This window comes from Streptomyces sp. YIM 130001, assembly GCF_003574445.1.
In the GTDB taxonomy this organism is placed as follows: Bacteria; Actinomycetota; Actinomycetes; order Streptomycetales; family Streptomycetaceae; genus Streptomyces.
On sequence record NZ_KZ984548.1, the window covers coordinates 72,406 to 97,638 of the forward strand.

Annotated in this window: 23 protein-coding genes; 17 read left to right on the forward strand and 6 right to left on the reverse strand. The window is 69.5% G+C overall.

Translation table 11 applies throughout. From position 1 onward, the window contains the following. Positions 1 to 14: 14 nt before the first annotated feature. Entirely contained in the window at positions 15 to 218 is a 204-nt protein-coding gene (locus DSC45_RS00340) for a cold-shock protein (protein ID WP_016645643.1), read from the reverse strand. Positions 219 to 510: 292 nt separating this feature from the next. On the opposite strand from DSC45_RS00340, the gene DSC45_RS00345 reads away from it, so the two are divergent. Next, positions 511 to 1,362, forward strand: coding sequence for a menaquinone biosynthetic enzyme MqnA/MqnD family protein (locus DSC45_RS00345; protein WP_119286093.1), 852 nt, complete (start codon positions 511 to 513; stop codon positions 1,360 to 1,362). Positions 1,363 to 1,459: 97 nt separating this feature from the next. Continuing rightward, positions 1,460 to 3,304, forward strand: coding sequence for a serine/threonine-protein kinase (locus DSC45_RS00350; RefSeq protein WP_119286094.1), 1,845 nt, complete (start codon positions 1,460 to 1,462; stop codon positions 3,302 to 3,304). 127 nt (positions 3,305 to 3,431) lie between these two features. Here DSC45_RS00350 and DSC45_RS36190 read toward each other — a convergent pair whose 3' ends face one another. Beyond that, positions 3,432 to 5,516, reverse strand: a complete 2,085-nt coding sequence (locus DSC45_RS36190; protein WP_240434299.1) for a hypothetical protein — start codon at positions 5,514 to 5,516, stop codon at positions 3,432 to 3,434. Positions 5,517 to 5,748: 232 nt separating this feature from the next. On the opposite strand from DSC45_RS36190, the gene DSC45_RS00360 reads away from it, so the two are divergent. The 5 genes from DSC45_RS00360 (at position 5,749) to DSC45_RS00390 (ending at position 12,474) form a co-directional block, all read left to right on the forward strand. Continuing rightward, positions 5,749 to 6,600: a DUF8017 domain-containing protein gene (locus DSC45_RS00360; RefSeq protein ID WP_119286747.1), complete on the forward strand. Its 852-nt coding sequence runs from the start codon at positions 5,749 to 5,751 to the stop codon at positions 6,598 to 6,600. Between the two features lie 88 nt (positions 6,601 to 6,688). After that, entirely contained in the window at positions 6,689 to 7,888 is a 1,200-nt protein-coding gene (gene mqnC, locus DSC45_RS00365) for a cyclic dehypoxanthinyl futalosine synthase (protein WP_119286095.1), read from the forward strand. Positions 7,889 to 7,988: 100 nt separating this feature from the next. Next, positions 7,989 to 8,546, forward strand: coding sequence for an imidazolonepropionase-like domain-containing protein (locus DSC45_RS00370; protein ID WP_240434300.1), 558 nt, complete (start codon positions 7,989 to 7,991; stop codon positions 8,544 to 8,546). A gap of 373 nt (positions 8,547 to 8,919) precedes the next feature. After that, on the forward strand, positions 8,920 to 9,615 hold the full coding sequence (locus DSC45_RS00380) for a demethylmenaquinone methyltransferase (protein ID WP_119286098.1): 696 nt from the start codon (positions 8,920 to 8,922) through the stop codon (positions 9,613 to 9,615). A 267-nt stretch (positions 9,616 to 9,882) separates the two neighbouring features. Then, a complete protein-coding gene (locus DSC45_RS00390; RefSeq protein ID WP_162929073.1) occupies positions 9,883 to 12,474 on the forward strand; it encodes a zinc-ribbon domain-containing protein in 2,592 nt (863 codons plus the stop codon). Positions 12,475 to 12,550: 76 nt separating this feature from the next. Here the strand turns inward: DSC45_RS00390 and DSC45_RS00395 are convergent, their stop codons facing one another. Further along, entirely contained in the window at positions 12,551 to 13,054 is a 504-nt protein-coding gene (locus tag DSC45_RS00395; protein WP_119286101.1) for a GNAT family N-acetyltransferase, read from the reverse strand. A 100-nt stretch (positions 13,055 to 13,154) separates the two neighbouring features. Between DSC45_RS00395 and DSC45_RS00400 the strand changes: the two genes are divergently transcribed. The 7 genes from DSC45_RS00400 to DSC45_RS00430 all read left to right on the forward strand — a co-directional run bounded on the left by DSC45_RS00400 (position 13,155) and on the right by DSC45_RS00430 (position 19,610). Further along, positions 13,155 to 14,438, forward strand: a complete 1,284-nt coding sequence (locus DSC45_RS00400) for a geranylgeranyl reductase family protein (RefSeq protein ID WP_119286102.1) — start codon at positions 13,155 to 13,157, stop codon at positions 14,436 to 14,438. Between the two features lie 313 nt (positions 14,439 to 14,751). Then, complete coding sequence (locus DSC45_RS00405) at positions 14,752 to 15,603, forward strand: hypothetical protein (protein ID WP_162929074.1); 852 nt, start codon at positions 14,752 to 14,754, stop codon at positions 15,601 to 15,603. A gap of 80 nt (positions 15,604 to 15,683) precedes the next feature. Further along, a complete protein-coding gene (locus DSC45_RS00410) occupies positions 15,684 to 17,204 on the forward strand; it encodes a polymorphic toxin-type HINT domain-containing protein (protein WP_162929075.1) in 1,521 nt (506 codons plus the stop codon). Then, entirely contained in the window at positions 17,201 to 17,560 is a 360-nt protein-coding gene (locus DSC45_RS00415; protein WP_119286105.1) for a DUF7674 family protein, read from the forward strand. Before DSC45_RS00410 ends, DSC45_RS00415 begins: the two co-directional genes overlap by 4 nt. Positions 17,561 to 18,045: 485 nt before the next feature. Next, positions 18,046 to 18,345 carry a hypothetical protein gene (locus DSC45_RS00420; RefSeq protein ID WP_119286106.1) on the forward strand — a complete coding sequence of 100 codons (300 nt, stop codon included), beginning with the start codon at positions 18,046 to 18,048 and terminating at the stop codon, positions 18,343 to 18,345. Further along, complete coding sequence (locus tag DSC45_RS00425; protein ID WP_119286107.1) at positions 18,342 to 18,764, forward strand: hypothetical protein; 423 nt, start codon at positions 18,342 to 18,344, stop codon at positions 18,762 to 18,764. The genes DSC45_RS00420 and DSC45_RS00425 overlap by 4 nt, the downstream gene beginning before the upstream one ends. A 39-nt stretch (positions 18,765 to 18,803) precedes the next feature. Continuing rightward, positions 18,804 to 19,610, forward strand: coding sequence for a hypothetical protein (locus tag DSC45_RS00430; protein ID WP_162929076.1), 807 nt, complete (start codon positions 18,804 to 18,806; stop codon positions 19,608 to 19,610). Between the two features lie 495 nt (positions 19,611 to 20,105). Here DSC45_RS00430 and DSC45_RS00435 read toward each other — a convergent pair whose 3' ends face one another. Then, positions 20,106 to 20,315 (reverse strand): DUF397 domain-containing protein, encoded by a 210-nt coding sequence (locus DSC45_RS00435; RefSeq protein WP_119286109.1) that lies wholly within the window; start codon positions 20,313 to 20,315, stop codon positions 20,106 to 20,108. Continuing rightward, complete coding sequence (locus DSC45_RS00440) at positions 20,312 to 21,205, reverse strand: helix-turn-helix domain-containing protein (RefSeq protein WP_240434301.1); 894 nt, start codon at positions 21,203 to 21,205, stop codon at positions 20,312 to 20,314. Before DSC45_RS00440 ends, DSC45_RS00435 begins: the two co-directional genes overlap by 4 nt. 166 nt (positions 21,206 to 21,371) lie before the next feature. Between DSC45_RS00440 and DSC45_RS00445 the strand changes: the two genes are divergently transcribed. Then, positions 21,372 to 21,809: an ATP-binding protein gene (locus DSC45_RS00445; RefSeq protein ID WP_205571210.1), complete on the forward strand. Its 438-nt coding sequence runs from the start codon at positions 21,372 to 21,374 to the stop codon at positions 21,807 to 21,809. A gap of 330 nt (positions 21,810 to 22,139) precedes the next feature. Here DSC45_RS00445 and DSC45_RS00455 read toward each other — a convergent pair whose 3' ends face one another. Beyond that, complete coding sequence (locus DSC45_RS00455) at positions 22,140 to 22,952, reverse strand: helix-turn-helix domain-containing protein (protein WP_119286112.1); 813 nt, start codon at positions 22,950 to 22,952, stop codon at positions 22,140 to 22,142. A 135-nt stretch (positions 22,953 to 23,087) separates the two neighbouring features. Between DSC45_RS00455 and DSC45_RS00460 the strand changes: the two genes are divergently transcribed. Then, on the forward strand, positions 23,088 to 24,605 hold the full coding sequence (locus tag DSC45_RS00460; protein ID WP_119286113.1) for an alpha/beta hydrolase: 1,518 nt from the start codon (positions 23,088 to 23,090) through the stop codon (positions 24,603 to 24,605). 156 nt (positions 24,606 to 24,761) lie between these two features. Then, positions 24,762 to 25,130, forward strand: coding sequence for a hypothetical protein (locus DSC45_RS00465; RefSeq protein ID WP_119286114.1), 369 nt, complete (start codon positions 24,762 to 24,764; stop codon positions 25,128 to 25,130). Positions 25,131 to 25,233: the final 103 nt, after the last annotated feature.

Here is a 25,233-nt window from a genome sequence, read left to right on the forward strand (position 1 = left end):
GCCGGTTTTCCGGTTCAGGCCGGGGTGACGTTCTCCGCCTGCGGGCCCTTCGGACCCTGCGTGACGTCGAAGGTCACGGCCTGGTTCTCCTCGAGGGAGCGGAAGCCGGATGCGTTGATCGCGGAGTAGTGGACAAAGACATCCGGGCCGCCGCCTTCCTGGGCGATGAAGCCGAAGCCCTTTTCAGCGTTGAACCACTTCACGGTTCCGGTAGCCATAAAGCCCTCCTTGGGCCAAAGGGTTGTCCCTGCTCCAGAACCTGCACGCGTGTCAAGCACATTCGTAAAAGTCTGAAAACGACGAGAGCCTGCGGTCACATGCTCCGCAGGCTCTGTACTGCAAGGGAAACCAAACTGCAACTTGCGGTGAGCCTAGCACGCAGTCACTGGAAAGGGATAGGGGGCAAGATCACTTCACCCGGAAGCTTGAAGGTCGCACCGAAAGCCCTGGCCAAGCGACTGTTCGGTACCCCGAGGTCGCATCCCCCGGAGAAGGGGCTAGCCTCGCGATGTGGACAATTCTGCTCGTACTCGCCCGCGCGTCGGGCACATCCAGTTCCTGAACTGCCTCCCCCTGTACTGGGGCCTCGCTCGCACCGGGACGCTGCTCGACCTGGAGCTCAGCAAGGACACCCCGGAGAAGCTCAGCGAACAGCTCGTCCGCGGCGACCTGGACATCGGCCCCGTCACCCTCGTCGAGTACCTCAAGCACGCCGACCAGCTGGTGGCCCTGCCGGACATCGCTGTCGGCTGCGACGGTCCCGTGATGTCCTGCGTGATCGTCTCGCAGCTCCCGCTCGACCAGCTCGACGGGGCGAGGGTGGCGCTCGGCTCGACCTCGCGCACCTCCGTGCGCCTGGCCGAGCTGCTGCTCGCGGAGAGCGTCGGTGTCACGCCGGACTACTACACCTGCCCGCCCGACCTCGGCCTGATGATGCAGGAGGCGGACGCGGCGGTACTGATCGGGGACGCGGCGCTGCGCGCGAATCTGCACGACGCTCCCCGGCTCGGCCTCCAGGTGCACGACCTCGGGCAGATGTGGAAGGACTGGACGGGCCTGCCGTTCGTCTTCGCCGTGTGGGCCGTACGCAAGGACTACCTGGCCGAGCAGCCCGCGCTCGTGCGGCAGGTGCACGAGGCGTTCCTCGCCTCCCGTGACGTCTCGCTCGAGGAGGTCACCAAGGTCGCGGAGCAGGCCGCACGCTGGGAGTCCTTCGACGCGACGGTCCTGGAGCGGTACTTCACGACGCTCGACTTCCGCTTCGGCCCCGGACAGCTGGCGGGCGTGGAGGAGTTCGCGCGCCGGGTCGGCCCGACGACCGGGTTCGCACCGGACGCACGCGTGGAGCTGCTGACTTCCTGACGGGCGGTCCCGGACATTCCCGGCCGACCACCCCGTGATCCCCTGCCGTACAGCGCCTACCCTCCCTGTACGTGCAGTTCCAGGGGGAGGCCACGCCATGCAGCCGCTCGAAGCCGGCGAACCGACCGTCATCGGTCCCTACCGGCTGCTCGGCCGGCTCGGCGCGGGCGGCATGGGACGCGTCTACCTGGGCCGCAGCAGCGGTGGACGCACGGTCGCGGTCAAGGTCGTACACCCGCACTTCGCGCTCGACGAGGAGTTCCGGGAACGCTTCCGGCGCGAGGTCGAGGCCGCTCGCCGGGTCGGCGGGGCCTGGACGGCGCCGGTCCTCGACGCGGACCCGGAGGCCTCGGTGCCCTGGGCCGCCACCGGATACGTCGCCGGCCCCGCGCTGTCCCGGGCGGTGGGTGAGCGCGGACTGCTTCCCGCGCTGCCCGAGCATTCGGTACGGGTGCTCGGGGCGGGGCTCGGTGAGTCGCTCGCCGCGGTGCACGGGCTCGGCCTGGTGCACCGCGATGTGAAGCCGTCCAACGTCCTGCTCTCCCTCGACGGCCCGCGCCTGATCGACTTCGGAATCGCCCGGGCCGTCGACGGGACGGCCTCGCTCACCTCGACCGGCGTCTCCATCGGCTCGCCCGGCTACATGTCGCCCGAGCAGATCCTCGGCAAGGGCGTGACCGGGGCGGCCGACGTCTTCTCACTGGGCGCCGTACTCGCCTACGCGGCCACGGGAGGGGCGCCGTTCGCCGGTGACTCGTCGGCCGCGCTGCTCTACAAGGTCGTCCACGAGGAGCCCGAACTCGCCCTGCCCGACGGTGATCTGCACACCCTGATCGCCGCCTGCCTCGCCAAGAATCCGGCGGACCGGCCCACTCCGCAGGAGCTGGCGGCCCGGCTCGCCCCCGACGGCGCCGCCGCGCTCGCCGCCCCCGGCTGGCTGCCGGCGCCGTTGGTGGAGCAGGTGAGCCGCAGCGCGGTCAGCCTGCTCGACCTGGAGGCGACGGGCGAGGCGCCGTCGGGTCCGGTGCCGTTCACCAACGCGTCCGTCGCCGGAGGAACCGATGGCGGTACGGGCGCTCCCGGGCCAGGACCGGGAGCTGCCGGGCCGACGGGCGGGGCCGCGTCAGCCGGTGACGTGGCCGCTGCTGAGGCCGGCGGGACGTTCGGTCCTCCCGACCCGTCGTACGCAGGCGGCCTGCCCGCGAGTACGCCCGCCACGGGGGATCACCCGCGGACGGAGGGCGCGCCGGCCGCCGCCCACGGGCAGCACGGCGTGGCGACACAGACCGGTCCCGGGAAGCTGTCCGTCTCCGTCGCGGCAGGATCCGCCCGGGACGCCGACGGCCGTGGCCGGAAGGTGAGTTGCACGGTCGCGCTCGCCGTCGCCGGTGCGCTCGCCGCCGTCACCCTCGGATCGGCCTTCATGTTCGACCTGCTGCCCGGCGGCGGCGGGGGAGGGAACGAGAACGCCGGTGGCGCGCCGAGCGACGGGGCCTCCGCCCATCCCTCGGACGGTCCCAGCGACGGTGGCTCCTCGGGCGGCCCGGACGCGACCACGAGTCCCGACGAGGGCGGGCCGGGACCGATCCCCAAGACGTATCTGGGGACTTGGGAGGGCAGGGCGACCGCGGACGCCCTGGGCAGGAAACTCCCCGCGGGCACCATGAAGGTGGTCGTGAAGCAGGGGAAGAAGGGCGAGGAGATCGGCACCGCCGCGATGACGGACGAACTCGGCGCCAGTACCTGTACCGACATCCTCGAGCTCACGTCCGTCTCGGAGAAGCGGCTCGTCGCCAAGGCCGTCCCCGCGGACAAGGACGACGCCCGCTGCTCCTCGAACACCGGCACCGTCACGCTCACCGCCCGCGGCGACGGTCTGACCTACGCCCTGAAGGACCCGAAGGCCGGCAACCCCACGGCCCGCCTGGCCAAGCCGAACTGACGGCGGGGCCGCCGCGGGCGTGCGGTCAGTGTGGGGCCGAGGCGAGCCAAGTCCGCCAGGTGTGACGGGTGTTCGGCACTCCGGGGTGGTCCAGCATCCAGAGCACGTACCCCGCGTGCCGGCGCGACTAGTCCTGTTCCGAGCGGAGTGCGGCCTCGAGCCCGCGGCGCAGGTCCGTGCAGTCGACGGCACGGGCGATGCGTACGTACTGGTGGTCCTTGCAGCGGTACGGGCGGCCGACGACCGTCTCGACCAGGACGGCGAGCCGCGCGGCGACCGGCTCGGCGTGATGCGTCACGGCGAGGTCCTTGAGCAGGCGCTCCTTCGTGCCCCAGGCCTTGGCCAGCTGCGTCCACTCCCGCGGGTGCTTCGCCTCCCACTCCAGGAAGCACAGTGCGTACGGCAGCCCGGGCCAGCGCGTGATGTCGGTGCCGGGCGGGCGGTCCCAGAGCCCGTCGGGCAGTGAACGGCTCCTGGCCTCGGCGTACTTGACGCTCGCCCGGGTCAGGTCCGGCTCCCGGTACCGCCTGCTCGAACCCGGCGGGGACTTCCGGCGCCACATGCCGTTGAGCTCGTCGAGTGTGTCCTGGATGTCTCTGCGGGTGTCGGCGAGGCGGGTCAGAGCGGCGGCTCGTACCGCCGGATCGTCTGCTGTCAGGCCGTGCGTCCAGCCCAGTCGGTCGTGCCACTGAGCGGCTTCGTCGACACCGGTGTCCGTCCCCGCGTCCGATTCCCGTTTCCCTGCCACCCGCCGAGTGTCCGCCAGATCGCGTGCGGAGGGGAGGCGGTGGGGGAAGCGATGTGCCCTCAGCAGGCGGCTGCGGTTGCGGTGTCCTCGGGACATGCCCGTCGTCGCGGTGGCGACGAACACCAGCGCCGAGACGGCGGTGGCGACGGCGAGACCGTCCGGGGACGGTGTGCTGAACGACGGGGAGGCCTCGGCCTCCGGGTCGACGATGACCCGGACCGGGTCGCCCGGCTCGTAGTCGTGGCACTGGGAGACGCGTTGCGCGAGCGGTTTCCCGTCCTCGTCGCGTACGCCGCAGCTGGGCGAGCCCTTGCCACGCGGTTTGCGGACGTCGGTCACCACGCCGTCGACCCACACGCCGCGGTCCGCCAGGATCCGGGCCTCGCTCGCGGCGAAGCCGAATCCGGCCAGGCAGATGGCGGCGATCAGGGCGGGGACCGCGTACCGGGGCCGATAGTCGTACGCGCCGATGGCGATCACCAGGGCGAGAGCGATCACCGCGCCGGCGACCAGGACCACCACTCCCGCGATGCCGGAGGCCGCGACCGCGGTCAGGGCGGCCACGAGCGTGGACCCGCAGGTCACGGCCCAGGCCGGGGTTCGGATCGTGAACCGGGCCAGCCGTGTGCGGGGGTCGCGCAGGGACGCCGTACCGAGCGGTTTCGTGCCACGCGCGCTCGGTGATCGCGGCGACAGGTGCTCGGCCCCCGGGATCTCGTCGATGCCGGTGAACCGGACCCGTTGGGCCAGTCGGCATGCCTTCCACCCGCCCCGCGCCGCCGCGGCGAGCAGGACGAGCCCGAGCCCGCCGAATCCCACGGAGTGCAGGGCTCGGTCGTTCCCGGCGCCGCGTGACACCAGGACCAGGCCGAACAGTACGGCGACGGCGGCGGCGCACATCCACAGGATCCGCAGGCCGTAGCGGCCGGACGCCCGCGGGGCGTGGTCGGGGTCGTGTGCGACCGGGGTCGCGGTGACGGCCGGGTGCTGGTGCCAGGCGGCCCAGGTGTGCAGGAGGCGTTGCCGGTGCCGGCGGGGTTCCCGGCCGCGTACGAGAGCGAACGCGCAGCCCACGGCGGCGAGCACGCCGACGATCGCGGCGAACACGGCCCGCGCCGGGTCGCCTCCTTCGCGCGTCAGATCGTCCACCGTGCCGATGAGACAGACCCAGACCGTGCCCACCGCCAGGGCGAGCAGCGTGCCGGAGACCAGCCGGACCGGCGCAAGGTCCTTGCCGACCAGGACGCGCAAGGCCTCGGCCCGCAGCGCGAGCAGTTCGTGGCGCGACGTGGGCGCGAACGGGCGGGCTTGGGTGCCGTACGCGGAAGGCCCGGTGTCGTATGGGGAAGGCCCGGTTCCGTACGCGGCGGGCGGGGTGCCGTACGGCGATGGTGCGGCGGCGTACGGGAGTTCCGGTGGGAAGGGCGGCAGGGGCGAGCGGGCGTTCGGCGAACTCGTCGTCATCGTCTGCCCCTTCTCACGCCGGCTGCCGGCGCCGTTCTTGTGCCCCACCCTCCGGCGGCCCGCCCCGTACAGCGTGACTGGCCGGATCATGACACATCTAGGATGACCGCTCATGTGGCCAGGACAGCAGTCGCCCTCGGGGCAGCCGAACTCCCATGACGGGCACGCCGATCCGGCCGCTCCCGGACAGCCAGGACCCTCCGCCGCCGGCTGGGGGCCCGCACCCGGCGGCATGGGCGCACCCGAGCCGCCCCGCCGTCCCCGCAATCGGACCACCATCGCCGTCGTGGCCGCCGCCACGGCAGTCGTCCTCGCGGCCGGAGCCACCGGATTCCTGGTCCTCCGCGGCAACGACGGGGACACCGAGCAGGACGCGAAACCCGCCGCGAAGGCATCGTCGAAAGCCTCACCGGACACCGACGACCCGGACCGCTCCGCGTCCAACGGCGGCGGATCCGGCCCCCTGATCCCCGGCTGGAAGACCGTGGTCAACGCCAAGAAGGGCGTCACCTTCGACGTCCCCGCCTCCTGGGCCCGGCAGTCCCCGGACTGGGTGAGCTACGTCGCCGAGGACGACGACCCCGACGAGAAGCCGCTCGTCGCGATGATGGCCCCGGCCGTCCTCGAGGAGAAGTGGTGCTCGTCCGACGACGACAAGGACGGCACCCAGGAGGACACCCCGCTCGCCTCCACCGGCACCACCGGCAACCGGAGTGCCGAGAGCACCGCGGACGCCGCCGAGAGCACCGCGAAGAAGTGGGTGTACGGCGCGTACACCCAGCCCGACCGCACCCACCTCGACCTCGGCAAGGCCGAGCCGTACCGCACCAAGGCGGGCGTCGAGGGCAGCCTCGCCACCGTCACCTCGTCCGGAGCGCCGAAGCAGGGAAAGTGCGACAGCGACGGCAAGGCGACGACCTTCGCCTTCGAGAACGCGCAGGGCGACTTCGTCTCCTGGACCCTCATCGGGGTGCACGGAGTGCCCGACGAGGTGTCCGACGCCACGGTCGCCAAGATCCTCAGCACCGTACGGCTCTTCAAGGAGGGCGACGGGCGGCAGCAGGACGGCGACGGACGGCAGTGACCGATGCCGCGGGAGGCGCTCCGGTCGGCGGGGCGGGCCTGGCGTACGCTGGATCGGTCGTTGCACACCCCGCTGAAAGGGACATCCGGTGACCGAGAAGGCCGACCTCCAGTCCGTTCTCGACCGCGCCGCCGACGGCGGGCGGATCACACCGGAAGAGGCCCTCGACCTCTACCGCTCGGCGCCGCTGCACGCCCTGGGCGCGGCGGCCGACGCCGTACGCAGGCGGCGGTACGCGGACACCGTGGACATCGCGACGTACATCATCGAGCGCAACATCAACTACACCAACCTGTGCGTCACCGCGTGCAAGTTCTGCGCCTTCTACGCCGCGCCCAAGGACACCGAAAAGGGCTGGACCCGCGACCTCGACGACATCCTGCGCCGCTGCGCGGAGACCGTGGAGCTCGGCGGCACCCAGATCATGTTCCAGGGCGGCCACCACCCGGACTTCGGCGTCGAGTACTACGAGAAGCACTTCTCGGCGATCAAGGAGGCCTTCCCGGAGCTGGTCATCCACTCCCTCGGCGCCTCCGAGGTCGAGCACATGGCACGGATCTCCGGCGTCTCCGTCGAGGACGCGATCCGGCGGATCCACGCGGCCGGGCTCGACTCCTTCGCCGGAGCCGGCGCCGAGCTGCTCCCGGCGCGGCCGCGCAAGGCCATCGCCCCGCTCAAGGAGTCCGGTGAGCGCTGGCTGGAGATCATGGAGATCGCGCACGGCATGGGAGTCGAGTCGACCTCCACGATGCTGATGGGCACCGGCGAGACCAATGCCGAGCGCATCGAGCACCTGCGCATGATCCGCGACGTACAGGACCGCACCGGTGGCTTCCGCGCCTTCATCCCGTACACGTACCAGCCGGAGAACAACCACCTGAAGGGCAGCACCCAGGCGACGCTCTTCGAGTACCTGCGGATGATCGCGATCGCCCGCATCTTCCTGGACAACGTCGCGCACATCCAGGGCTCCTGGCTCACCACCGGCAAGGAGGTGGGCCAACTCTCCCTGCACTACGGCGCGGACGACCTGGGCTCGATCATGCTCGAGGAGAACGTGGTCTCCTCCGCCGGCGCCAAGCACCGCTCCAACCGCCTCGAGATCATCGACCTGATCCGCAAGGCCGGCCGCGTCCCGGCGCAGCGCGCCACCACCTACGAGCACCTGATGGTGCACGACGACCCGGCGAACGACCCGGTCGACGAGCGCGTCGTCTCGCACATGTCGTCCACCGCGATCGACGGCGGCACGGCCCACCCCGAGCTGAAGCTGCTCACCTCCAACTGACGGCGCGGGCCCGGTCGTCACCCACCGGGCCCCGCCCGCTCTCCCTTCGACGCGGTCCCGACCGCCCCCAGACGAGGCCGAGTTGCTCACCATCCACCGCGTGCAGGGGGTCCGTCCGCACGCCGACGACCTGCGTGAGACGACGACCGACCTCGGGCACGCCCTGGTGGTGGACAGCAGCCGCATCGCCGCGATCGGTCCCTACGAGGAGCTGCTCGCCCGGTACGGCGAGCAGGCCAGGGTCCGTACCTGGGACGGCGTCCTCACTCCGGGCCGGTACGAGCCCGACGCGCCCGCGCTGCTCGACGACACCTACTGGCCCGACCCGCGCGAGGCCGACGCGCTCGGCAGCGGACCGCTCACCGGCGAGGCGCTCGCCGCCCTGGACATGACCGGAACCCGATGGGGCGCGAGTGCCCGGCGAGGACTGCAGCGGATGCTCGCGTCCGGAACCACGGCGCTCGCCGGGCCGTTTCGCCGCCCCGAGGTGCTCACCGCGGTCGAGCGCTCGGGCATCCGCCGGCTCGCCGTCGCGCCGGAGCGCCCGCTGGCCCGCTCGCTGACGCCCTCCGGCGCGGCCGACTTCGCGGTCTTCGCGGCGGACGGCGGGTGCCTGGTGACGGTGCTCGGCGGGCGGCTGGTGCACCGATCGCGCTGACGGCGACGGCGATGGCGACGGCGACGGCGCGAAGACGACGGACGCGGTCAGCGCGAGCGGACCTCGAGACGGAGGGAATCGCAGACCGACGCGCGGGTGGGGGACCGCGGCGTCGGGCATCCCGAACTCGACGGCTGGGGCGGTGGCGTCACCATCGGCGCGACCCCCTGTTCGCTGCGCGGCCCTTCGACCGGCTCGACGCCCGAGTCCAGCAACTCGGTCGCACCCCAGGCCCCGACCACCACGACGAGCCAGGCTCCCACTCCCCACGCCTTCGCCCGCGATGTCACCGTTCTCCTCTCCGACAGCCTTCGGCAGGGCCACGTTCCGGGCGATCGCGGGCCGCCGCCCCCGTACTGCTTGAATGGGAGGCGTGACCCGCGCATCTCTGGACAAGCAGCCGCACGAAGTCGCCACGATGTTCGACGACGTCGCGGAACGATACGACCTCACCAACGACGTGCTGTCCCTCGGGCAGTCCCGGCTGTGGCGCAAGGAAGTCGCCAAGGCCGTCGACGCCCGGCCGGCCCAGAAGATCCTGGACCTCGCGGCAGGTACGGCCACCTCCTCGCTGCCGTTCGCCGCGGCCGGCTCGTACGTCGTGCCGTGCGACTTCTCCACGGGCATGCTGCAGGTCGGCAAGGTGCGCCATCCGCATCTGCCCTTCACCGCCGGTGACGCGAACCGACTGCCGTTCCGCGACGACGTGTTCGACGCCGTGACGATCTCCTTCGGTCTGCGCAACGTCCAGGACACGGACCTCGCCCTGCGCGAACTGCTCCGGGTCACCCGGCCCGGCGGCCGGGTCGTCATCAGCGAGTTCTCGCAGCCCACCTGGGCCCCGTTCCGGACGGTGTACACCGAGTACCTGATGCGCGCGCTGCCGCCCGTCGCCCGCGCCGTCTCCTCCAACCCGGACGCGTACGTCTATCTCGCCGAGTCGATCCGCGACTGGCCCGACCAGCCCGCGCTCGCCGCCCGCCTCGGGCAGGCCGGCTGGTCCAGGGTCGCCTGGCGCAACCTGACGGGCGGGATCGTCGCCCTGCACCGGGGCTTCAAGCCCGCCTGACGTTGCGCGACTCCCGCGCACCGCTGTCCTGCCTCCGCCCCGGACTCCGCCGAGAGTCCGGGGCGGATACGTTCAACAGCACGCCGATCACTGCGGGTTGACGGGAACCACGGTCTGTGCAGGATGTGTCCGTGTGTGTGGCGGACCCCACCCCAGCGTCACGTCGGCCGTATCCCCGTTTCGTCCGCGTCGCCGTCTCGTCCGGGCCCCGCTCTCCCGTCCGTGTCGCCGCCTCGTCCCCTCGGGCCTTATGCCAGGAGCGCTCCCTTGTCTCCGTACTGTCCTGCCTGCGGTACCCAGTTCCTGGAAGACGCCAGGTTCTGCATGAAGTGCGGCCGGGAGCGGACCGAACTGCCCGCCGGCGACGGCGAATCGGCCCCGCCCGCATCCGGCGCGGACACCACGCCCGACACTGCCGCGGACGGCGGGAGGACCCCGGACGACGGAGCCCCTGACGCCACCGCGGAACCCACTCCCGACAAGCCGTCCCCACCGGCGACACCACCCACCCCCGCCGTACCGCCCGTCGCTCCTCCGACGGCCCCGCCGCCCCCGGCGCACGCCCCGCCAGCCGGCGGTCCTTCCCCCGTCGGTGCCTTCTTCGGGCGGGCCATGCGCGGGGACTGGGCCGGTTCCGCGAAGGCGGCCGCCTGGCCGCTCGCGCTGCTCCTGGTGGCGGCCGTGGCCGTCGCCGTCCCGTCGTACGACCAGGGAGACGAGGTCGTCGTTGGGTTCACCGACCGGCTGCGGATCGCGCTCGCGCTGCTCCTGCAAGGGCTCGGCGGCGGCTTCGAGGTCGGCGGTGCGAGCAGCGGCTACGGCTCGTCGTTCGGCGACATCGGCTCCGAACTCAGCGGTGGCGGCAGCCTGTCGGTCGTTCCGCTCACCGTGACGGCGCTGTGGGCGGCGGCGCTCCTCCGCGTCCGCACGCTGCGCGCCCGGCTCGTCGAGTCGGCGGCGGGCACCGCGGGCCTGGAGGCGGCGGTACGCGTCGCCGCGGTGGTGACGGGCGGCGTGCTGGTACTCGGCCTGTTCGCCCAGCCGGAGGTCATGGGCGTCGAGGTGTCCTCGTCTCCGCTGCTCGCCGCGCTCGGAGCGCTTGCCCTGTGTCTGCTCATCGCCGTCGGCGTGCTGAACCGGGCCGACCTCACCCGCTGGCTGGTCGAACGTCCCGGCGCCCGGGCCCTGTTCGCCGCCATCGGCACGGCCGTACGGGCCCTCCTGATCGGCCTCGCCGTCTGCTCCCTGGTCGGATTCGTGGTCCTCACCCAGATCGACGACCTGGAACAGGAAGGCCTGCTGCTCTCGCTGCTCGTCCTGCCCAACATCGGGGCGATGGTGCTCGGTCTCGGCTGGGGCGCGGGCATCAAGGCCGAGTTCGCCGGCAATTCGGGCCTCGGCGGCGGCTACGAGTCGGAGACTCTCGACCTCGGCACGCTCGGCGACGAGGTCAACTCCTGGGCCGTGGTGGGCGCCCTGGCACTCGGCCTGCTCTGTGCCGTGGTGATGGGCATGGTCACGGCAGCGCGGTCGCGGGACCGGTGGGAGCAACTGGTTTCCGCCACTGTGTACTTGGTCCTCTTCCTGCTGCTCTGCGCCGTGGCCGGTCTCGGCCTGCGCGCCTCCGGTTCGGCGGGCGACCTCGGTGGCAGCGGCAACCTGTCGGTCGGTACGAGCGTGCCGGACGCCCTGCTCTTCGGCCTGCTCTGGATCGCCGCGGCCACCTTCCTCGGCCCGTATCTGCTGCAGATGGCCGGGCGCCCGACGGGGCTCGTGGCGCCTCCGGTGCCACCGATGCCGAGCGGGCCGGCGGGGGCCGCGGCGCCTGGGGCGGCACCGGAGGCGTCCATCCCTGGCGCGGCACCGGAGGCATCCACGCCCGGTGCGGCACCGGAGTCCGCCGTGCCGCCCCACGAGCCCACTGCCGTGGACGCGCCCGCCGCCTCCTCCGCCTCCCCCGAAGGTCCAGCCACTCCGGACTCTCCCGCCACGCCGCCCGAGCCCCAGGCGGATCCCACTCCGGGCACGCCCCCTCCCGTACCGCCGCCCGGACACCCGCGCCCCGCGGGCCTGTTCGCCGCCGATCCGTACGATCCCCACACCTTCCACCTCGGTGCGGGCCACAGCGTGCCGGCCAAGCCGCCGCGGTCCAAGGCGTTCGTGTGGACGGTGACTCTGGTGGCGGCGTTCGTCATCGGCGGTGGTCTGACCGCGGGCGCCCTGCTGCTCTCCGACGGCGGCAACGACCGGGCCGCACCCGGCCGCGACGACAAACCGGTCGCCACCTCCGAGCGCCCCGACAGCTCACCCGGCGAGTCCGCCGCCGACGCCCCTACGGAACCGGCCGACCCATCACCCTCCACATCCCCCGACGAGGGACCGACCGCCGAGGGACCGACCGAGGAGGCCACGGCCCCCGACGGCTTCCACATCCTGCGGGACCCGGCCGGTTTCTCGTTCGCCGTACCGGACGTCTGGAGCCGCGCCGGTGAGGAGAACGGGCAGATCACCTACGCCGGCTCGACCGGCTATGCCCACTTCCTCATCGGCGTCGTCCCGAACAGCCCCGTCTCCAGCCTCGAAAACTTCCGCGCCCTCGAGCTGCGCACCCGTATGAAGTCGGACTACCAGCGGCTCAAGCTCGAGGAGAACACCTACCGAGGCCGCCCCGGCGCCGTGTGGGAGTACACCTTCACCGAGGCGAAGACCGGCCGCACGGTGCACGCCATCGACCAGGGCTACGTCGCCGAGGACGGCACGGAGTACGCCATCTACCTCACCGACTACGACGAGAACTGGCCGAACGGCTCGGAGGAGACCTTCCGGGTGGCGCTCGACACCTGGCGCCTGGAGCACTGAACGCGGGCCGCCGGCGTCACGGTCCGTACTCCACGCTCCACGTCACGACCGGACCCCGCAGCAGTACGGCCTCACGTCACAGCGCGAGCCGGAAGCAGTACCCCGCGCGCTGTGACTGCGGCGTCCGGAAGGTCTCGCCGAGGTGCATCCCGAGCCGCCGGGTCACCGCCACGGACCGCTCGTTGCGCGAGTCGACCATCGCGACCACCTCGCGCACCCCCGACGCCCGCAGCCGCGCGAGGGTCTCCCGGGCCGCCGCCGTCGCATAGCCACGCCCCCAGGCGCTGCGCGCGAGCCGCCAGCCGATCTCGATCTCGCCGACCGGGCCCCAGTCCCGCGCCCAGTGCTGCGCCCCGGTGAACCCGATCACCCGGCCGTCCGCGTCGAGCAGCGTCCACAGGCAGAAGCCGTGCTGGGCGTCGCTCGCGCGCTGTCGTGCGGTGAGCTCCATGTAGACCGAGAGTTCCGCGGGCCCGCCGTGGAATTCCATGACATCCGGGTCGTCGAAGACCTCGTGCCAGGCGTAGGCGTCCTCTTCGGTGGGGACGCGCAATGTCACGACGGGAAGCGATTCGGTCATCCGGGGCAGCCCTTCGGGTTGACGATCAGTACGCCCCCATAGACTGCACAGGTCCCGTGCTGAACGGCACCGAATTCTCAAGACCGGGGGAGAACCCGCCGTGACCGAGCCCCTCTCCGAACACACCGCAGATGTGATTGTCGTCGGGGCCGGACCCGCCGGTTCCACGACGGCCTACTACCTGGCCAAGGCAGGCCTCGATGTCCTGCTCCTGGAGAAGACGGCCTTCCCGCGCGAGAAGGTCTGCGGCGACGGCCTCACCCCGCGCGCCACCAAGCAGCTCGTCTCCATGGGCATCGACATCTCCGAAGAGGCCGGCTGGCTGCGCAACAAGGGCCTGCGCATCATCGGCGGCGGCTCCCGGCTGCAGCTGGACTGGCCCGACCTCGCCTCGTACCCGGACTACGGCCTGGTCCGTAAGCGCGACGACTTCGACGAACAGCTCGCCCGGCAGGCCCAGAAGGCCGGCGCCCGCCTCTACGAGCGGTGCAACGTCGGCGCTCCGATCGTCGACGAGCGCACCGGCCGCATCACCGGCGTGCACGCCAAGATCGGCGAGGAGAAGACCCCGGTCACGTACCACGCCCCGCTCGTGGTGGCCGCCGACGGCAACTCCACCCGGCTCTCCCTCGCGATGGGCCTGCACCGCCGCGAGGACCGGCCGATGGGTGTCGCGGTCCGCACGTACTTCACCTCGCCCCGGCACGACGACGACTACCTGGAGTCCTGGCTGGAGTTGTGGGACCGCCGCGGCGCCGAGGACCGACTGCTGCCCGGCTACGGCTGGATCTTCGGCATGGGCGACGGCACCTCGAACGTCGGCCTGGGCGTGCTCAACACCTCGTCGTCGTTCAAGGAACTCGACTGGCGCGAGATCCTCAAGGCCTGGTGCGCCTCGATGCCCGAGGAGTGGGGCTACACCCCGGACAACATGACGATGCCGATCCGCGGCGCGGCCCTGCCGATGGCCTTCAACCGCCAGCCGCACTACACCAAGGGCCTGCTCCTGGTCGGCGACGCGGGCGGCCTGGTCAACCCGTTCAACGGCGAGGGCATCGCGTACGCCATGGAGTCGGGGCAGCTCGCCGCGGACGTCATCGTCCAGGCGCAGTCCCGACAGACCCCGTCGCAGCGGGAGTTGGCGCTGCAGCGCTACCCGAAGGTGCTCAAGGAGACCTACGGCGGCTACTACACGATGGGCCGCGCCTTCGTGAAGCTGATCGGCAACCCGAAGGTCATGAAGCTCGCCACCGAGCGCGGCCTCACCCACCCCATGCTGATGCGCTTCACCCTCAAGATGCTCGCCAACCTCACCGACCCGACGGGCGGCGACGCCATGGACCGCATCATCAACGGCCTCTCGAAGGTGGCCCCGAAGGCCTGACCTTCACCGGGCGGCCACTGCGACGCCCGTACACGCGCCCCTCGTTCCTCAGCGGTGAGCTGGTGGAGCGGGGGGTGTGGTGCGTTCAGGGCGCCGTGTGACGCAACTCACCGTCCCTCCTTGCCATTTCGCCCCTTTCGTCACTGCGCACGCGTCCGCCTCTGCGTCATGATTTGCGAACGCACACGATGGTCGGGTGTTATTGAAACGCCAATGACCTTGTGTGTGCGGTGATATGTGCACCCGTGTCCGGGTGGCGTTCGTTTGCATGTGCGTGGCCGCCGACGTGGTGGCCCGTCTGGAGGGGTTGTTCGTGAAGCTGTCTGTCGTTCGGCGCGGTGTCGTGGGCTCGGTGGTGTCGGTGGTTCTGGGTGTTTCGGTTGCGGCCTGCGGTTCGGGTGATGGTGGTTCGGATGGTGCGTCCAAGAAGCCCGGGGCGGATTCGTCGGCGCCGTCCGAGGAGGCCGGCTCCGGGGGCGGCGGCGGTGCGGACTCCGGTGCGGACGAGGGCGCGGCCCCTGAAGGGGCTTTGTCGGCGGCCGAGTTGGGCGAGCGCATCCTGGCGAAGGCTGACCTGACGGGCCCGTTGAGGGGCTATGTCGTGGAGAAGCCGGGCCCGGGTGAGGTGGAGACGTCGGACAGCATGAAGGCGAGTGGGGGTGAGTGTCAGCCGCTGGTCGACACGTTGAACGAGGTTGCTCCGGCGGGCGCTGCGGAGACGGAGCGGCGGGCGGTGATGGGTACGAAGGCGAAGCGTCTGGAGGAGGGCCTCGGTTCGCAGGTTGCCTTGTCCTCGTACAAGTCGGGGGCAGACGCGACGAAGGCACTCGAAGCGCTCGAAACGGCCGTGGCCGATTGCGGCGACGGCTTCTCGGCGACGGGCGCGAAGGCCGAGGACAATCAGACCTTCACGCGAGTGGACAAGGAGCCGGCGCCGCAGGGCGCGGACCAGTCCGTCGCGTACGCGCTCGTCGGTGACCTCGCGGAGGGCGAGGAGGCGGCCGAAGGTCTGAGTACCGAGATGCCGATGAAGTTCGCCTACGCGCGCTCCGGCTCGACCGTCGCCATGTTCTTGACGTACAACCCGTTCGACCCGAAGAAGACGGCCTTCCCGAACGGCCTGATCGACGCCCAGGTCAACAAGCTGACGGGCACGAAGGCGTGAGCGCCCGGTCCCGCTGGTGGCGCCGGAGACTGTGCCTGTCCCGTCAGTTGGGGCTGCGGCATCTGGACCGCGGCGCGGCGATGACGGAGTACGCGGGTCTGCTGGTGATCGTCTCGCTGGTGGTCGTGGCGTTGTTCGGTACGTCGATCAACGAGACGGTCGCGAACACGGTCTCGACGAAGGTCTGCGAGGTCACCGGCGGCGACGGTTGCGGCGACGACGGCGGGGGAGGGGCCCAGGCCGACGACGGCCCGTACAAGGGTGACGGCGGCAACCCCGGCAAGGCGGACATCAACCCGGCCGACGACGGCAACGGCAACGGCGACGGCCAGAACAAGAATGCCGGCGACAAGAACCTCTCCGCCGACGAGATCGCCTACAACAAGTCCAAGTCCGAACTCGACAAGGCCCTCAAGAAGTACGACGTCACGAAGAAGGACCTGAAGAAGGCCGCCGAGGAACTCATCAAGATCGCCGGTGAGGAAACCGGCGTCACCGATGCCCTCAAGTGCATTACGGAGGGCGACGGTTCGGCCTGCACGGAAACCGTCATCAACGCGCTGCTGATGGCTGCGGGCGGCATGCCGCTCAAGCTCGTCAAGAAGTACCTCTTCAACCCGAAGAAGGGCATCGAGACCGGCAAGAAGATCATCACCAACGGCACAAAGATCGCCAAGGGCCTCACCTCCCTCTACAAGCAGTCCAAGTCCCTGGAAAAGCTCAAGAAGAAGACCGCGGCCCTGAAGAAGAAGGCCGACGCGGCGAAGAAGAAGCGCACGGCCTGCAAGCCCAAACACTCCTTCCTGCCCGGCACTTCAGTCCTGATGGCCGACGGCCACCGCATCCCCATCGAAACAGTCGACACCGGCGACAAGGTCCTCGCCACCGACCCGACCACGGGCCGGACTGCGGCGCGCCAGGTTCTGCGAACCATCACGACGTATGACGATCGGTATTTCACGAAGCTGACGGTAGCGACCGCGGCAGGCGCTGCCACGATAACGGCTACGGATACCCACCCCTTCTGGTTGCCGAGGCAGAGTGCCTGGGTGGACGCGGGGGAAATCAACGCCGGAATGTCCCTCCGCTCCCTCGATGGCAACTCGCTCGGTGTGACGTCAGTCGACCGCTATACCAAGCGTCAGGTCACCTACGATCTGAGCGTTGCCGGCTACCGCACCTATTACGTCGGCATTGGCAGCACGGAATCGCTCGTTCATAACAATGACGGCGATGCTGCTCCTATCCCGCAGGTGGACAATCCGGACCTGCAGAAGCGCGTAAATGCTCTGTATCACGGGGTGGGTAGCGGGCGACTCGTCGGCGATGGGACGGCGATGGCCGCGGCCAGTGCAGAGGCAAATGGCGCGGAGAAGGCGGAAGGTAAAAGCCACCTCAACAGCACTGCTGAGTACAGGCGGGGTCTGAACAACTTCCTCACCCAGGACACCAAGAGAGTCAAGGGCGGGAAGAAGATTCCAGTCGTGAGGTCGGAAAAGGATATCGAGGTGGCGAAGACGCTCATCAAGGCGATCGACGATGCGCATGCAGGGCGCTATGGTGGCCACAAGAAGTACCGTGGGATTGGAGGCTGTGAATGAGTCGGAGTGTTCACTTTGTAAATGAACTGGTGCTCAGGGTCCCGGAGTTCGAGGAGATGCTGGCCATACATGTGGATGATCAGAATGGCGAAGTGCTGCCGCATGTATTTTTTTGGGATGTGACGGTCGAGATGGTCGATGGGTATCTCGGCAAGGGGGAGTACGGTGCGAACTGGCGAGAAGTCCTTGAATTCATGGAAGAGTGCGCAGGATTGGGTGTTGCAGAGGTTGATGAAGTAATCGTGACGTCATTTCTCGGGAACCTCCCTTTCCCGGGTTCTCCTGGTTATGGGATTGTGGAGGAGTTGAGTCCGACCTTGGCTGTGAAGTTTTCCCGGATCCGGCCCGACGGGTAGAGGTATTCTTCGCATTTCGTCCCGACGGACCACTTGCACATTTTGGGCGGGAAGTGGCCCGATGGCTCAAGGCGCTGAAAATTTTCGTGAGAGGTCCGCCGGGTTGTCAGGGAAATTGTGCGGTGGCGAGACGTCCAGCCGGTGGAACTCCCATCCCGCTGGGTCGAGTTCGTGCAAGCCCGTGAGCAGGGTTGCTCGGGCGACGCGGGGCTACTTGAACGATCTCGAGGGGATTCAATGGAGCGTGCACTGAACTCCGCAGAGTTGCAATGCTTTGACCAGACCGCGCCGCAGCGAGGAGAAATACAAGAAGAAGTGAGGCCTTCTCTTCGGGTCGCTGTGACGCATGGCGGATTCACCGTTCGTTTCCGTGATCCGCAGCGCCAGCTGTTCCTCGCTGCCCTGGAATACATGACCTCGCGCGAGGAGGGTGACCTCGTAACCCGCGTCGCAACGGGAACGGACAAGGAGAACCTCGAGCTGCTGTGGCGGTGCATCGTAGGGCTGAGGAGGTCGAGTTCTCACGGGAGGAACTACACGTTCGCTTCTGCGTCCTGTTCTCCTGGGAGTTCTACTTCCCATCCTCGGAGGAGGACTTCTACCGGCGGACAGGATTCTTCCGTGAGAACGCCCGTGACGTGGCGGCGAGTCTCCTGCAACAGATGCGTGAGCTTGGCGGCGAGGCCCGATTGCCGGGTCTTGCAGAGGTTGATGAAGTGCAACCCCGCAGCCTCCCGGCGCCTTTCAACTGCCGCCCCGCGAACTATGACAGGAGTTATGAGTGAATTATAATTTCCTGACCGTCGAGGGCGTGTGTGACGATCTAATGGTTGAGGCGTTGGCCGAAATTCTCGATATTCGGCCAGATGGTATCGACATCGCCGATGAAGGGAATCAGGAGAAGCGGAACTGGGACGCGCTTGTTCTGGTAAATCGGCATGCCGTGAGTGGGGACGTCGCGCAGGGTTGGGACATCTGCGCGGGGGATGAGGCTCTTGTCTCGGCGCCCGAGGAGTCTCAAGCGATGACGAAGCTCGCGAGGAAGTTGGAGTCCGTTGTGCTGTACGGGGCGGATCCGCATCCTCCTTCCGACTACTGGGCCGTCACCCCGGAGGGTCGCAAGGTGCGGGTGGTACTGATGCAATCCCACACGCCGCCCGACCAGTTCACCATCACCCGCTCGGAAACATCGCTGGCCGTGTGATGTGGCGAAGGCGAAGCAGGTATATGACGGGACGCATCCATGAGGTGTGACTTCCTGATCGTGCGCGGGATTGAACTGTCGGCACTGAAGGCAGGCTTTTCGCAGGCGTGCCAAGTTTCTTCCAGGAGTGTTGATGTGGCCTGGGACTCGGTCGAGGACCGCGACTGGGGGGCTGCCGTTCTCGTGACCACCAGGGCTGTCCAGGGAGATGTGCGGCGGGTGGTGGACGTGTACGTCGAGGACGGGCTGGCGCGGGCCTTGCCGGGGGAGGCGGGGATCGCCGGTCGCCTTGCCTCCGCGTGCGGATCGTCAGTGCTGTACCCGGGGGTTGGCACGACGCACATGGCCGTCGCCCCGGACGGATCGGCCACGCGCGCAGTGGTACTTGAACCCGAGGCCGAGGACGAGGCGTGGCGAGTGATCGCTGTGCAGGCTCCCGTGCCGGGTCTGGAGGGCGCGTCAGTCGAGGTGATCGATGAGGTGCTGCATGCGGAACTGCTCCCCACTCCAGTGGCTGATGCGTACGCGGCTCGGCACGGTGCGGGCGTTCGCGAGCAGGTTGACCTGAGGACCTGGGAGCGGCTCGTACGGCGCATGCAGGCCGGTTGGCCGCCGGACGGGAGGTACCGGCGCGATATGTACGCCGAGGATCTGCGGGCACGCGACGCCCTCGAGCGTAGTGAGGACATCGTCATGGAGGTCGCGGAACTGGATCTGATCTACAGGGAGTTGACTGCTGATCATGAGTATCCAGTACTCGATCCACTGGACTGCGGCGGTACCGTCGGCCTTTCCGGGTGCCTCGGATGGTGGTGGTTCCGTAGCCCGGACCCGGAGCCGTGGTGACCTCTGGGCCGGTCGAACGCTGATCACGGCTTTCCCGTCGGACGGTCCGTGAGAGAGCAAGTGGCGCAGGGAGGAATTGTTTTGGTGTCGATGTTGTCCTGAAGCAGGTCGCTAACCCGGGGTCGAGCCCCAAGAGGCGGTGGCTCGTGCAGGAGGATGCTGTGCTGGACGCATCTGACTTGTTTGTCCGGATCTGTAGTGCAACCGATCTCCCCATGTTGAATCGAGTTGATCCGTACGGCGACTTGGTCCTGACCGCACAGGACATGCCGGAATTGCTGGCTGACGTCGACACAGTGCTCGCTGGCAATGTGTCCGAGTCTGAGCGAGCCATATTGGCGGCAGTGCGATCTCTCGCTCGGCGATGCTGGGATGAGACATCCCTGGAACTGCACCTGGAAGGCGACTGACGGGGCCGAGAGGGCGTGGCCTTGGTGGTCGCAACGTTCCCCGCCCCTGGACATCGCTCCAGGGGCGGGGGAAGGCTGGTTGGCGTCAGCCCTCGTGGGCGTACGTGATGAAGGACGTCCAGGCCGTGCGGCTTACGGTGAGGTGGGGGGCCTGGATGTTCTTGGAGTCGCGGATGTGGGTCGCGTCCTGGGTGTGGGCGATCTCGACGCAGTCGGGCTCGTTGCTGTTGCTGCTGTAGCTGCTCTTGCGCCAGGACAGCTCGGAGGGGTCCCCGGCGTGGGTATCGCGGATCATGTTTCTCCCAGCAGTTGCTCGATGAAGGCCAGCGACTCCTCTGGCGTGAGCGCCTGAGCCCGGATGATGCCACACCGCAGTTCGATGATGCGCAGTTGTTTGAGGTCGGACACGGGCCTGCTGCCGAACTCCCCTTCGGACCGTCCGACTGCTGTCCCGTCACGGAACTTCAGCACCTGCATCTCGCCGCTCATCCCCGCATGATCACGTGTATCGGTCGGCATCACCTGGATCTCCACCGTCCTCAACGCCCCAAGTTCCAGGAGCCGTTCGAGCTGTCGCCGCAGCACGGCCTGACCTCCGATCGGGCGTCGCAGAGTGACCTCCTCCTGGACGAAGCTGAGCGCTGGTGAGGGTTCCCGCTCGAAGATCGACTGCCGTGCCATGCGGGCTGCCACCAGCTGCGCCATGCGGCCCTGCTCCAGTGCTGGCCGGCGCATCGCGAACAGCGCCTCCGCATACTCCCGAGTCTGCAGCAACCCATGCACATTGTGGTTCCCGTACGCAGTCAGCTCGACGGCCTGGGCCTCCAGCCGGGCCAGATCCCGGACCTTCTTCGGGTACCTCGCCTCCGCCACGTCGTTCTTCATCGCGGAGACGGAACCGCCCGCCCCCAGTACGTCGTCCGCCTTCTCCAAGTACTCAGGGCGTGGGATCCGCTTGCCCGACTCGACCTTGTAGACCAGGCCCTCGCCGTAGCCCATCGCCGTCGCGAACTCGGCGGCCCGCAACCCCGCGGCCTCCCGGCGCGCTCTCAACTGCCGCCCCACGAAGGTGACCAGGGCGACCCCCTGTTCGTCGTCCGGGTCCACCTCCCACCCCGGCTCCTCGGGCTCTTCCGCCACCGGTCGAACCGGCTCCCGCTCCCGTACGCCCATGCGCTCGTCCATCCGCCCGTACCTCCACCGCTTCGCGAACTCCCCGCCGTACCAGCGGATTTCGTACCCGCAAGGTCCTGCGGACAGCCTGTACAGGCCTGGCCAAAGCATGGACAGTCACCGTACGCACCTGGAATGTCACCGTGGAGCGTAGAGGTGGCGGCTCAGGCTGAGTGCCGTGAAGACGGAAATCGACGAACTCCCGGGCCCCCTCGGCCACTTCTCCGTTCAGCTGTCCGCCACGCCGCGCGGCGCGCGCCTCGCGCGGCTGCTCGCGGGTGAGCAACTCCGCGCCTGGGGCTGGCCGTTGGATCCAGCGCGCCAGATCGTGGCCGAGCTCGCCACCAACGCCATGACCCACGGGCGCGTCCATGGCCGGGACTTCCGGCTCGGGCTGAGGGCCCGAGGTGCCACTCTCCGTATCGAGGTCGCCGATGCGCGCCGCGAACGCGTCCCCGTGCCGCGCCGTCCGGCAGCGGATGCCGAGTCGGGGCGGGGTCTGCTCCTCGTGGACGCTCTGGCCGATCGGTGGGGTACGCGCCTCGGGCCCGTACCGCTCAAGACCGTATGGGCCGAACTGGACCGCCCGCGTCCGTCGCGCGGTGGCGGAACGTAGCCTGGCCCCTTCGGCCAGCCGGGGGGCCGGTCCTGTCGTGCGAGAGGTGAGGGAACGTGGCGGTGGCGGTCGGTGTGGTGTGTCTGGCTCTCGTGGTGGCCGGAATTGTGTGGCTGCTGATCCGCGTGGACTCGTGGCGGCCCGAGTACTTTTCGCGGCGGGACCGGGCTCGGGGCCGGTGTCCCGGGTGCGGTAGTGGCCGGACCCGGACGATTGTGTCGGACAACCGGCTCAACGGGATGCTGGAGTGCAAGAACTGCGCCCGGGCCTGGGAACCGTCGGCCGATAGCCAGTAGTGGCCGAGGACCGGCGCCGGCCGCCCGGCCCGCGTCAGTCGAGTCCGCCGGCCGGCCCGTGCGGCCCGCCCGGCTCCTCCCCCTGGCCGCCCGTGTTGTCCTGTCGTGAGAGCAGGTCGTGTACGAGGCGCAGGACGTCGAGTTGGGCCGCGTTGTAGAACTCGGTCAACGACTGCACGACGACGGACTGGGTGATCGCTCTTCCCCGGCGGGAGGAGGCGTGCAGGTCACGCAGAGCCGGGTGGTCCTCCTGTTGGGTGCGGATTTCGGGAGCCAGACGTTCGGCGAGCCGTCGTCGGACATCGTCAGGCGCGTCCGCGGGCAGGGACTCGAACTGTGCGCCGACCTCACTCAGCGGTGCGGCCAACTGTTCCTGCAGCATGGACATCGCCGACGGCGTGAGAATGCTGGAGTACGTCAACAGCAGGGACCGCTGCGTCTCCGACAGGTCCTCGACCGCGTTCAGCAGGTCCGGTGACAGCTCGTCAGTGGCCGTCCCCGCGTCCGTCGGCAGGTCGAGCAGGGCCCGGTTCTCCAGGACCGCGGCCAGTTCCCGACGCATCTCCCGCTGGCGTTCGATGCTCGCCGCGAGCTCGGCGTCCAGGGCGCGCAGCGTCTGCTCCGCCCCCTCGTCGGCGGCCTCGACCGACGCGACATCCGAGAGGGGTACGCCGAGGGCGACCAGTCTGCGGATGCGCAGCAGGCGGACCAGATGCCGGACGCCGTACTGCTTGTAGCCGTTGGACGATCGTTCGGGCTCGGCCAGCAGGCCGATCCGGTGATAGTGCCGGACGGTCTTCAGCGTCGTGCCGGCGAGTTCGGCCAGCTCACTCGTACTCCACGCCATCAGCGGGTCCCTTCCTGGGGGATTCACTCCTGCCTGCCCGGAGGCGGTCCCATTCAACGTGTTGACCACGCCCCAGGGGCATGGAGTGCAGTGTGCGGCGACCACAGGTGCGCTACGGGGATGCGGAGAACAGACATGAAACGGCAACGCGGTATCGGCAGGGGCCCGGCCCTGGCAGTCGTCCTTGCACTCGGTGGCGCGCTGGTGGGTGTGCCCGCCGTCGCGGAGGGCGGGCTGCAGGCGCCGAAGGTGCGGTGGAAGGCGTGTCCGAACGACGTGGTGGCCGAGGCGGCCCCGACGGTGCTGCAGTGCGCCACCGTGCCCGTGCCGGTTGACTACACCGAGCCCGAGGGCGACCGGATCGACGTCATGATCTCCCGCCTGGCGAGTACGAAACCTGACAAGCGGCGCGGCACCCTGATGCTCAATCCGGGCGGCCCGGGAGGATCCGGCCTCGCGCAGCCGGCGCTCCTCGTGGCCCGGGGGATTCCCGCCGACGTCCTGGACAGCTACGACCTGATCGGCATGGACACCCGCGGAGCCGGACGCTCGGCGCCGGTGAAGTGTGGGTTCACAGCGGACGGGCCCTACACCGCCAACATTCCTCCGTACGCGGCCGACGACGCGGCGGTGACGGAACAGGCGAAGGTCGCCGAGCGAGCGGCCGAGCAGTGCGCGAGCCACGACAAGGACGGACTGCTGCGGCACGTGACCACGGCGAACACCGCCCGCGACCTGGACCGCATCCGGGCTGCGCTGGGCGAGGAGAAGACCAGCTTCCTCGGCTACTCGTACGGCACGGCGCTGGGCGCCGCCTACGCGTCGATGTTTCCCGAGCAGTCCGACCGGATCGTGCTCGACAGCAACATCGGCGACACCCACCTCGACCGCGAGGGCCTGCGCCGCTACGCGCTCGGCATGGAGCAGGCGTTCCCCGACTTCGCCGCGTGGGCGGCCGCTCGCCACGACAGTTACGGCCTGGGCCGTACCGCCGCGCAGGTACGCGAGACGTACATGGCGCTCGGCAAGCGGCTCGACAAGGCTCCGGTGGGAGGCTTCGACGGCAGCCTGTTGCGGCAGTACACGTTCGCCCAGCTCTACAAGAAGCTGCAGTATCCGAAGCTGGCCCAGCAGTGGCAGGCGCTCGCGGACGGCGACGCTTCCAAGGCCCGGAGCCTGGCGGGGCAGGGGCAGGAGACGGCCGCGGGCCCGGCGTCGCCCGCGATCGACACCCCTCTGGCCGTGTTCGCCGCGGTGACCTGTAACGACGTCAAATGGCCCAGGAACGTGGACACTTACCGTCAAGGCGTCGCCGAGGACCGCGAGCGCTACCCGCTGTTCGGCGCTGCCACGGCCAACATCACGCCCTGCGCCTTCTGGCCGTACGCCCCTGCCGAGCCGCCGGTCGCGGTAGAGGACGAAGGACCGCAGAACGTGCTCCTCGTGCAGAACCTGCGTGATCCGGCCACAACGCACCGCGGTGGCGAGCTGCTGCGCGAGAAGTTCGCGGAACGGTCCCGGCTGCTCAGCGTCGACGACAGCGGGCACGGCGCCTACGTGATGGGCGACAACGCCTGCGCGCTGAACACCACCACGCGCTTTCTCGTCGAGGGCGAGATGCCCGCGAAGGACACGCTCTGCCGCGCGGACTGACCTGCGGGGCAGGCGGCGGGAGTGGCCGGTCCCGCGGGCGGCGAGGCCGGGTCGAAGCCCCCTACGGCACCGGACGCGGGCGATAGCGTCGCGGCTATGACGACACGGGGGCGAGTGATATGCGGCGTACTGGGTGGCTTGTTGGGGATATGGGCGGTGAGTCTGTTTCTCGTCTCGCCGGTGATCACCTTCCGTGGTGACGACGCGGAGATCGCCTGCGAGTCGGTGGCGAACGCGGGCTGGCCGGACCCGTTGCTGAGTGAAGGCGGCAACTCGCGCTCGTACACCTTCGATGTCACCGCCGGCGAGCTTCCGGAGCCCGAGCGAGGACAGGACGCCTGGGCCGTACAGGACCGTGTCGAGTCCAAGTGCGACCGGCGCAGGACGACTTACGCGGCGGGTATGACGCTGATTCTGTGCCCGGCGACGCTGCTTGCGGCGGGCGCTTTCTTCGGCCCGCGCCTCGCCTTTCCCCGTACGCGACCGGCCGGGGGTGGCGGCGTCGACGGGACGGTGGGCGCCTGAGGCGCGCACGGCGGCCTCCCGGGCACGGGAAGCCGCTCGCGGTGCCCGCGCGGGACACGAAGAAGGGCCCGGAGAGACTCCGGGCCCTTCTCGTCGTATCTGG

Coding starts and splice junctions, on each gene's coding strand:
- DSC45_RS00455 (WP_119286112.1), bottom strand. CDS start 22,952: ATGGCGTGGAGTACGAGTGAGCTGGCCGAACTCGCCGGCACGACGCTG.
- DSC45_RS00340 (WP_016645643.1), bottom strand. CDS start 218: ATGGCTACCGGAACCGTGAAGTGGTTCAACGCTGAAAAGGGCTTCGGC.
- DSC45_RS00350 (WP_119286094.1), top strand. CDS start 1,460: ATGCAGCCGCTCGAAGCCGGCGAACCGACCGTCATCGGTCCCTACCGG.
- DSC45_RS00460 (WP_119286113.1), top strand. CDS start 23,088: ATGAAACGGCAACGCGGTATCGGCAGGGGCCCGGCCCTGGCAGTCGTC.
- DSC45_RS00410 (WP_162929075.1), top strand. CDS start 15,684: ATGACGGAGTACGCGGGTCTGCTGGTGATCGTCTCGCTGGTGGTCGTG.
- DSC45_RS00435 (WP_119286109.1), bottom strand. CDS start 20,315: ATGATCCGCGATACCCACGCCGGGGACCCCTCCGAGCTGTCCTGGCGC.
- DSC45_RS00360 (WP_119286747.1), top strand. CDS start 5,749: ATGGGCGCACCCGAGCCGCCCCGCCGTCCCCGCAATCGGACCACCATC.
- DSC45_RS36190 (WP_240434299.1), bottom strand. CDS start 5,516: ATGACGACGAGTTCGCCGAACGCCCGCTCGCCCCTGCCGCCCTTCCCA.
- DSC45_RS00395 (WP_119286101.1), bottom strand. CDS start 13,054: ATGACCGAATCGCTTCCCGTCGTGACATTGCGCGTCCCCACCGAAGAG.
- DSC45_RS00415 (WP_119286105.1), top strand. CDS start 17,201: ATGAGTCGGAGTGTTCACTTTGTAAATGAACTGGTGCTCAGGGTCCCG.
- DSC45_RS00430 (WP_162929076.1), top strand. CDS start 18,804: ATGAGGTGTGACTTCCTGATCGTGCGCGGGATTGAACTGTCGGCACTG.
- DSC45_RS00440 (WP_240434301.1), bottom strand. CDS start 21,205: ATGGACGAGCGCATGGGCGTACGGGAGCGGGAGCCGGTTCGACCGGTG.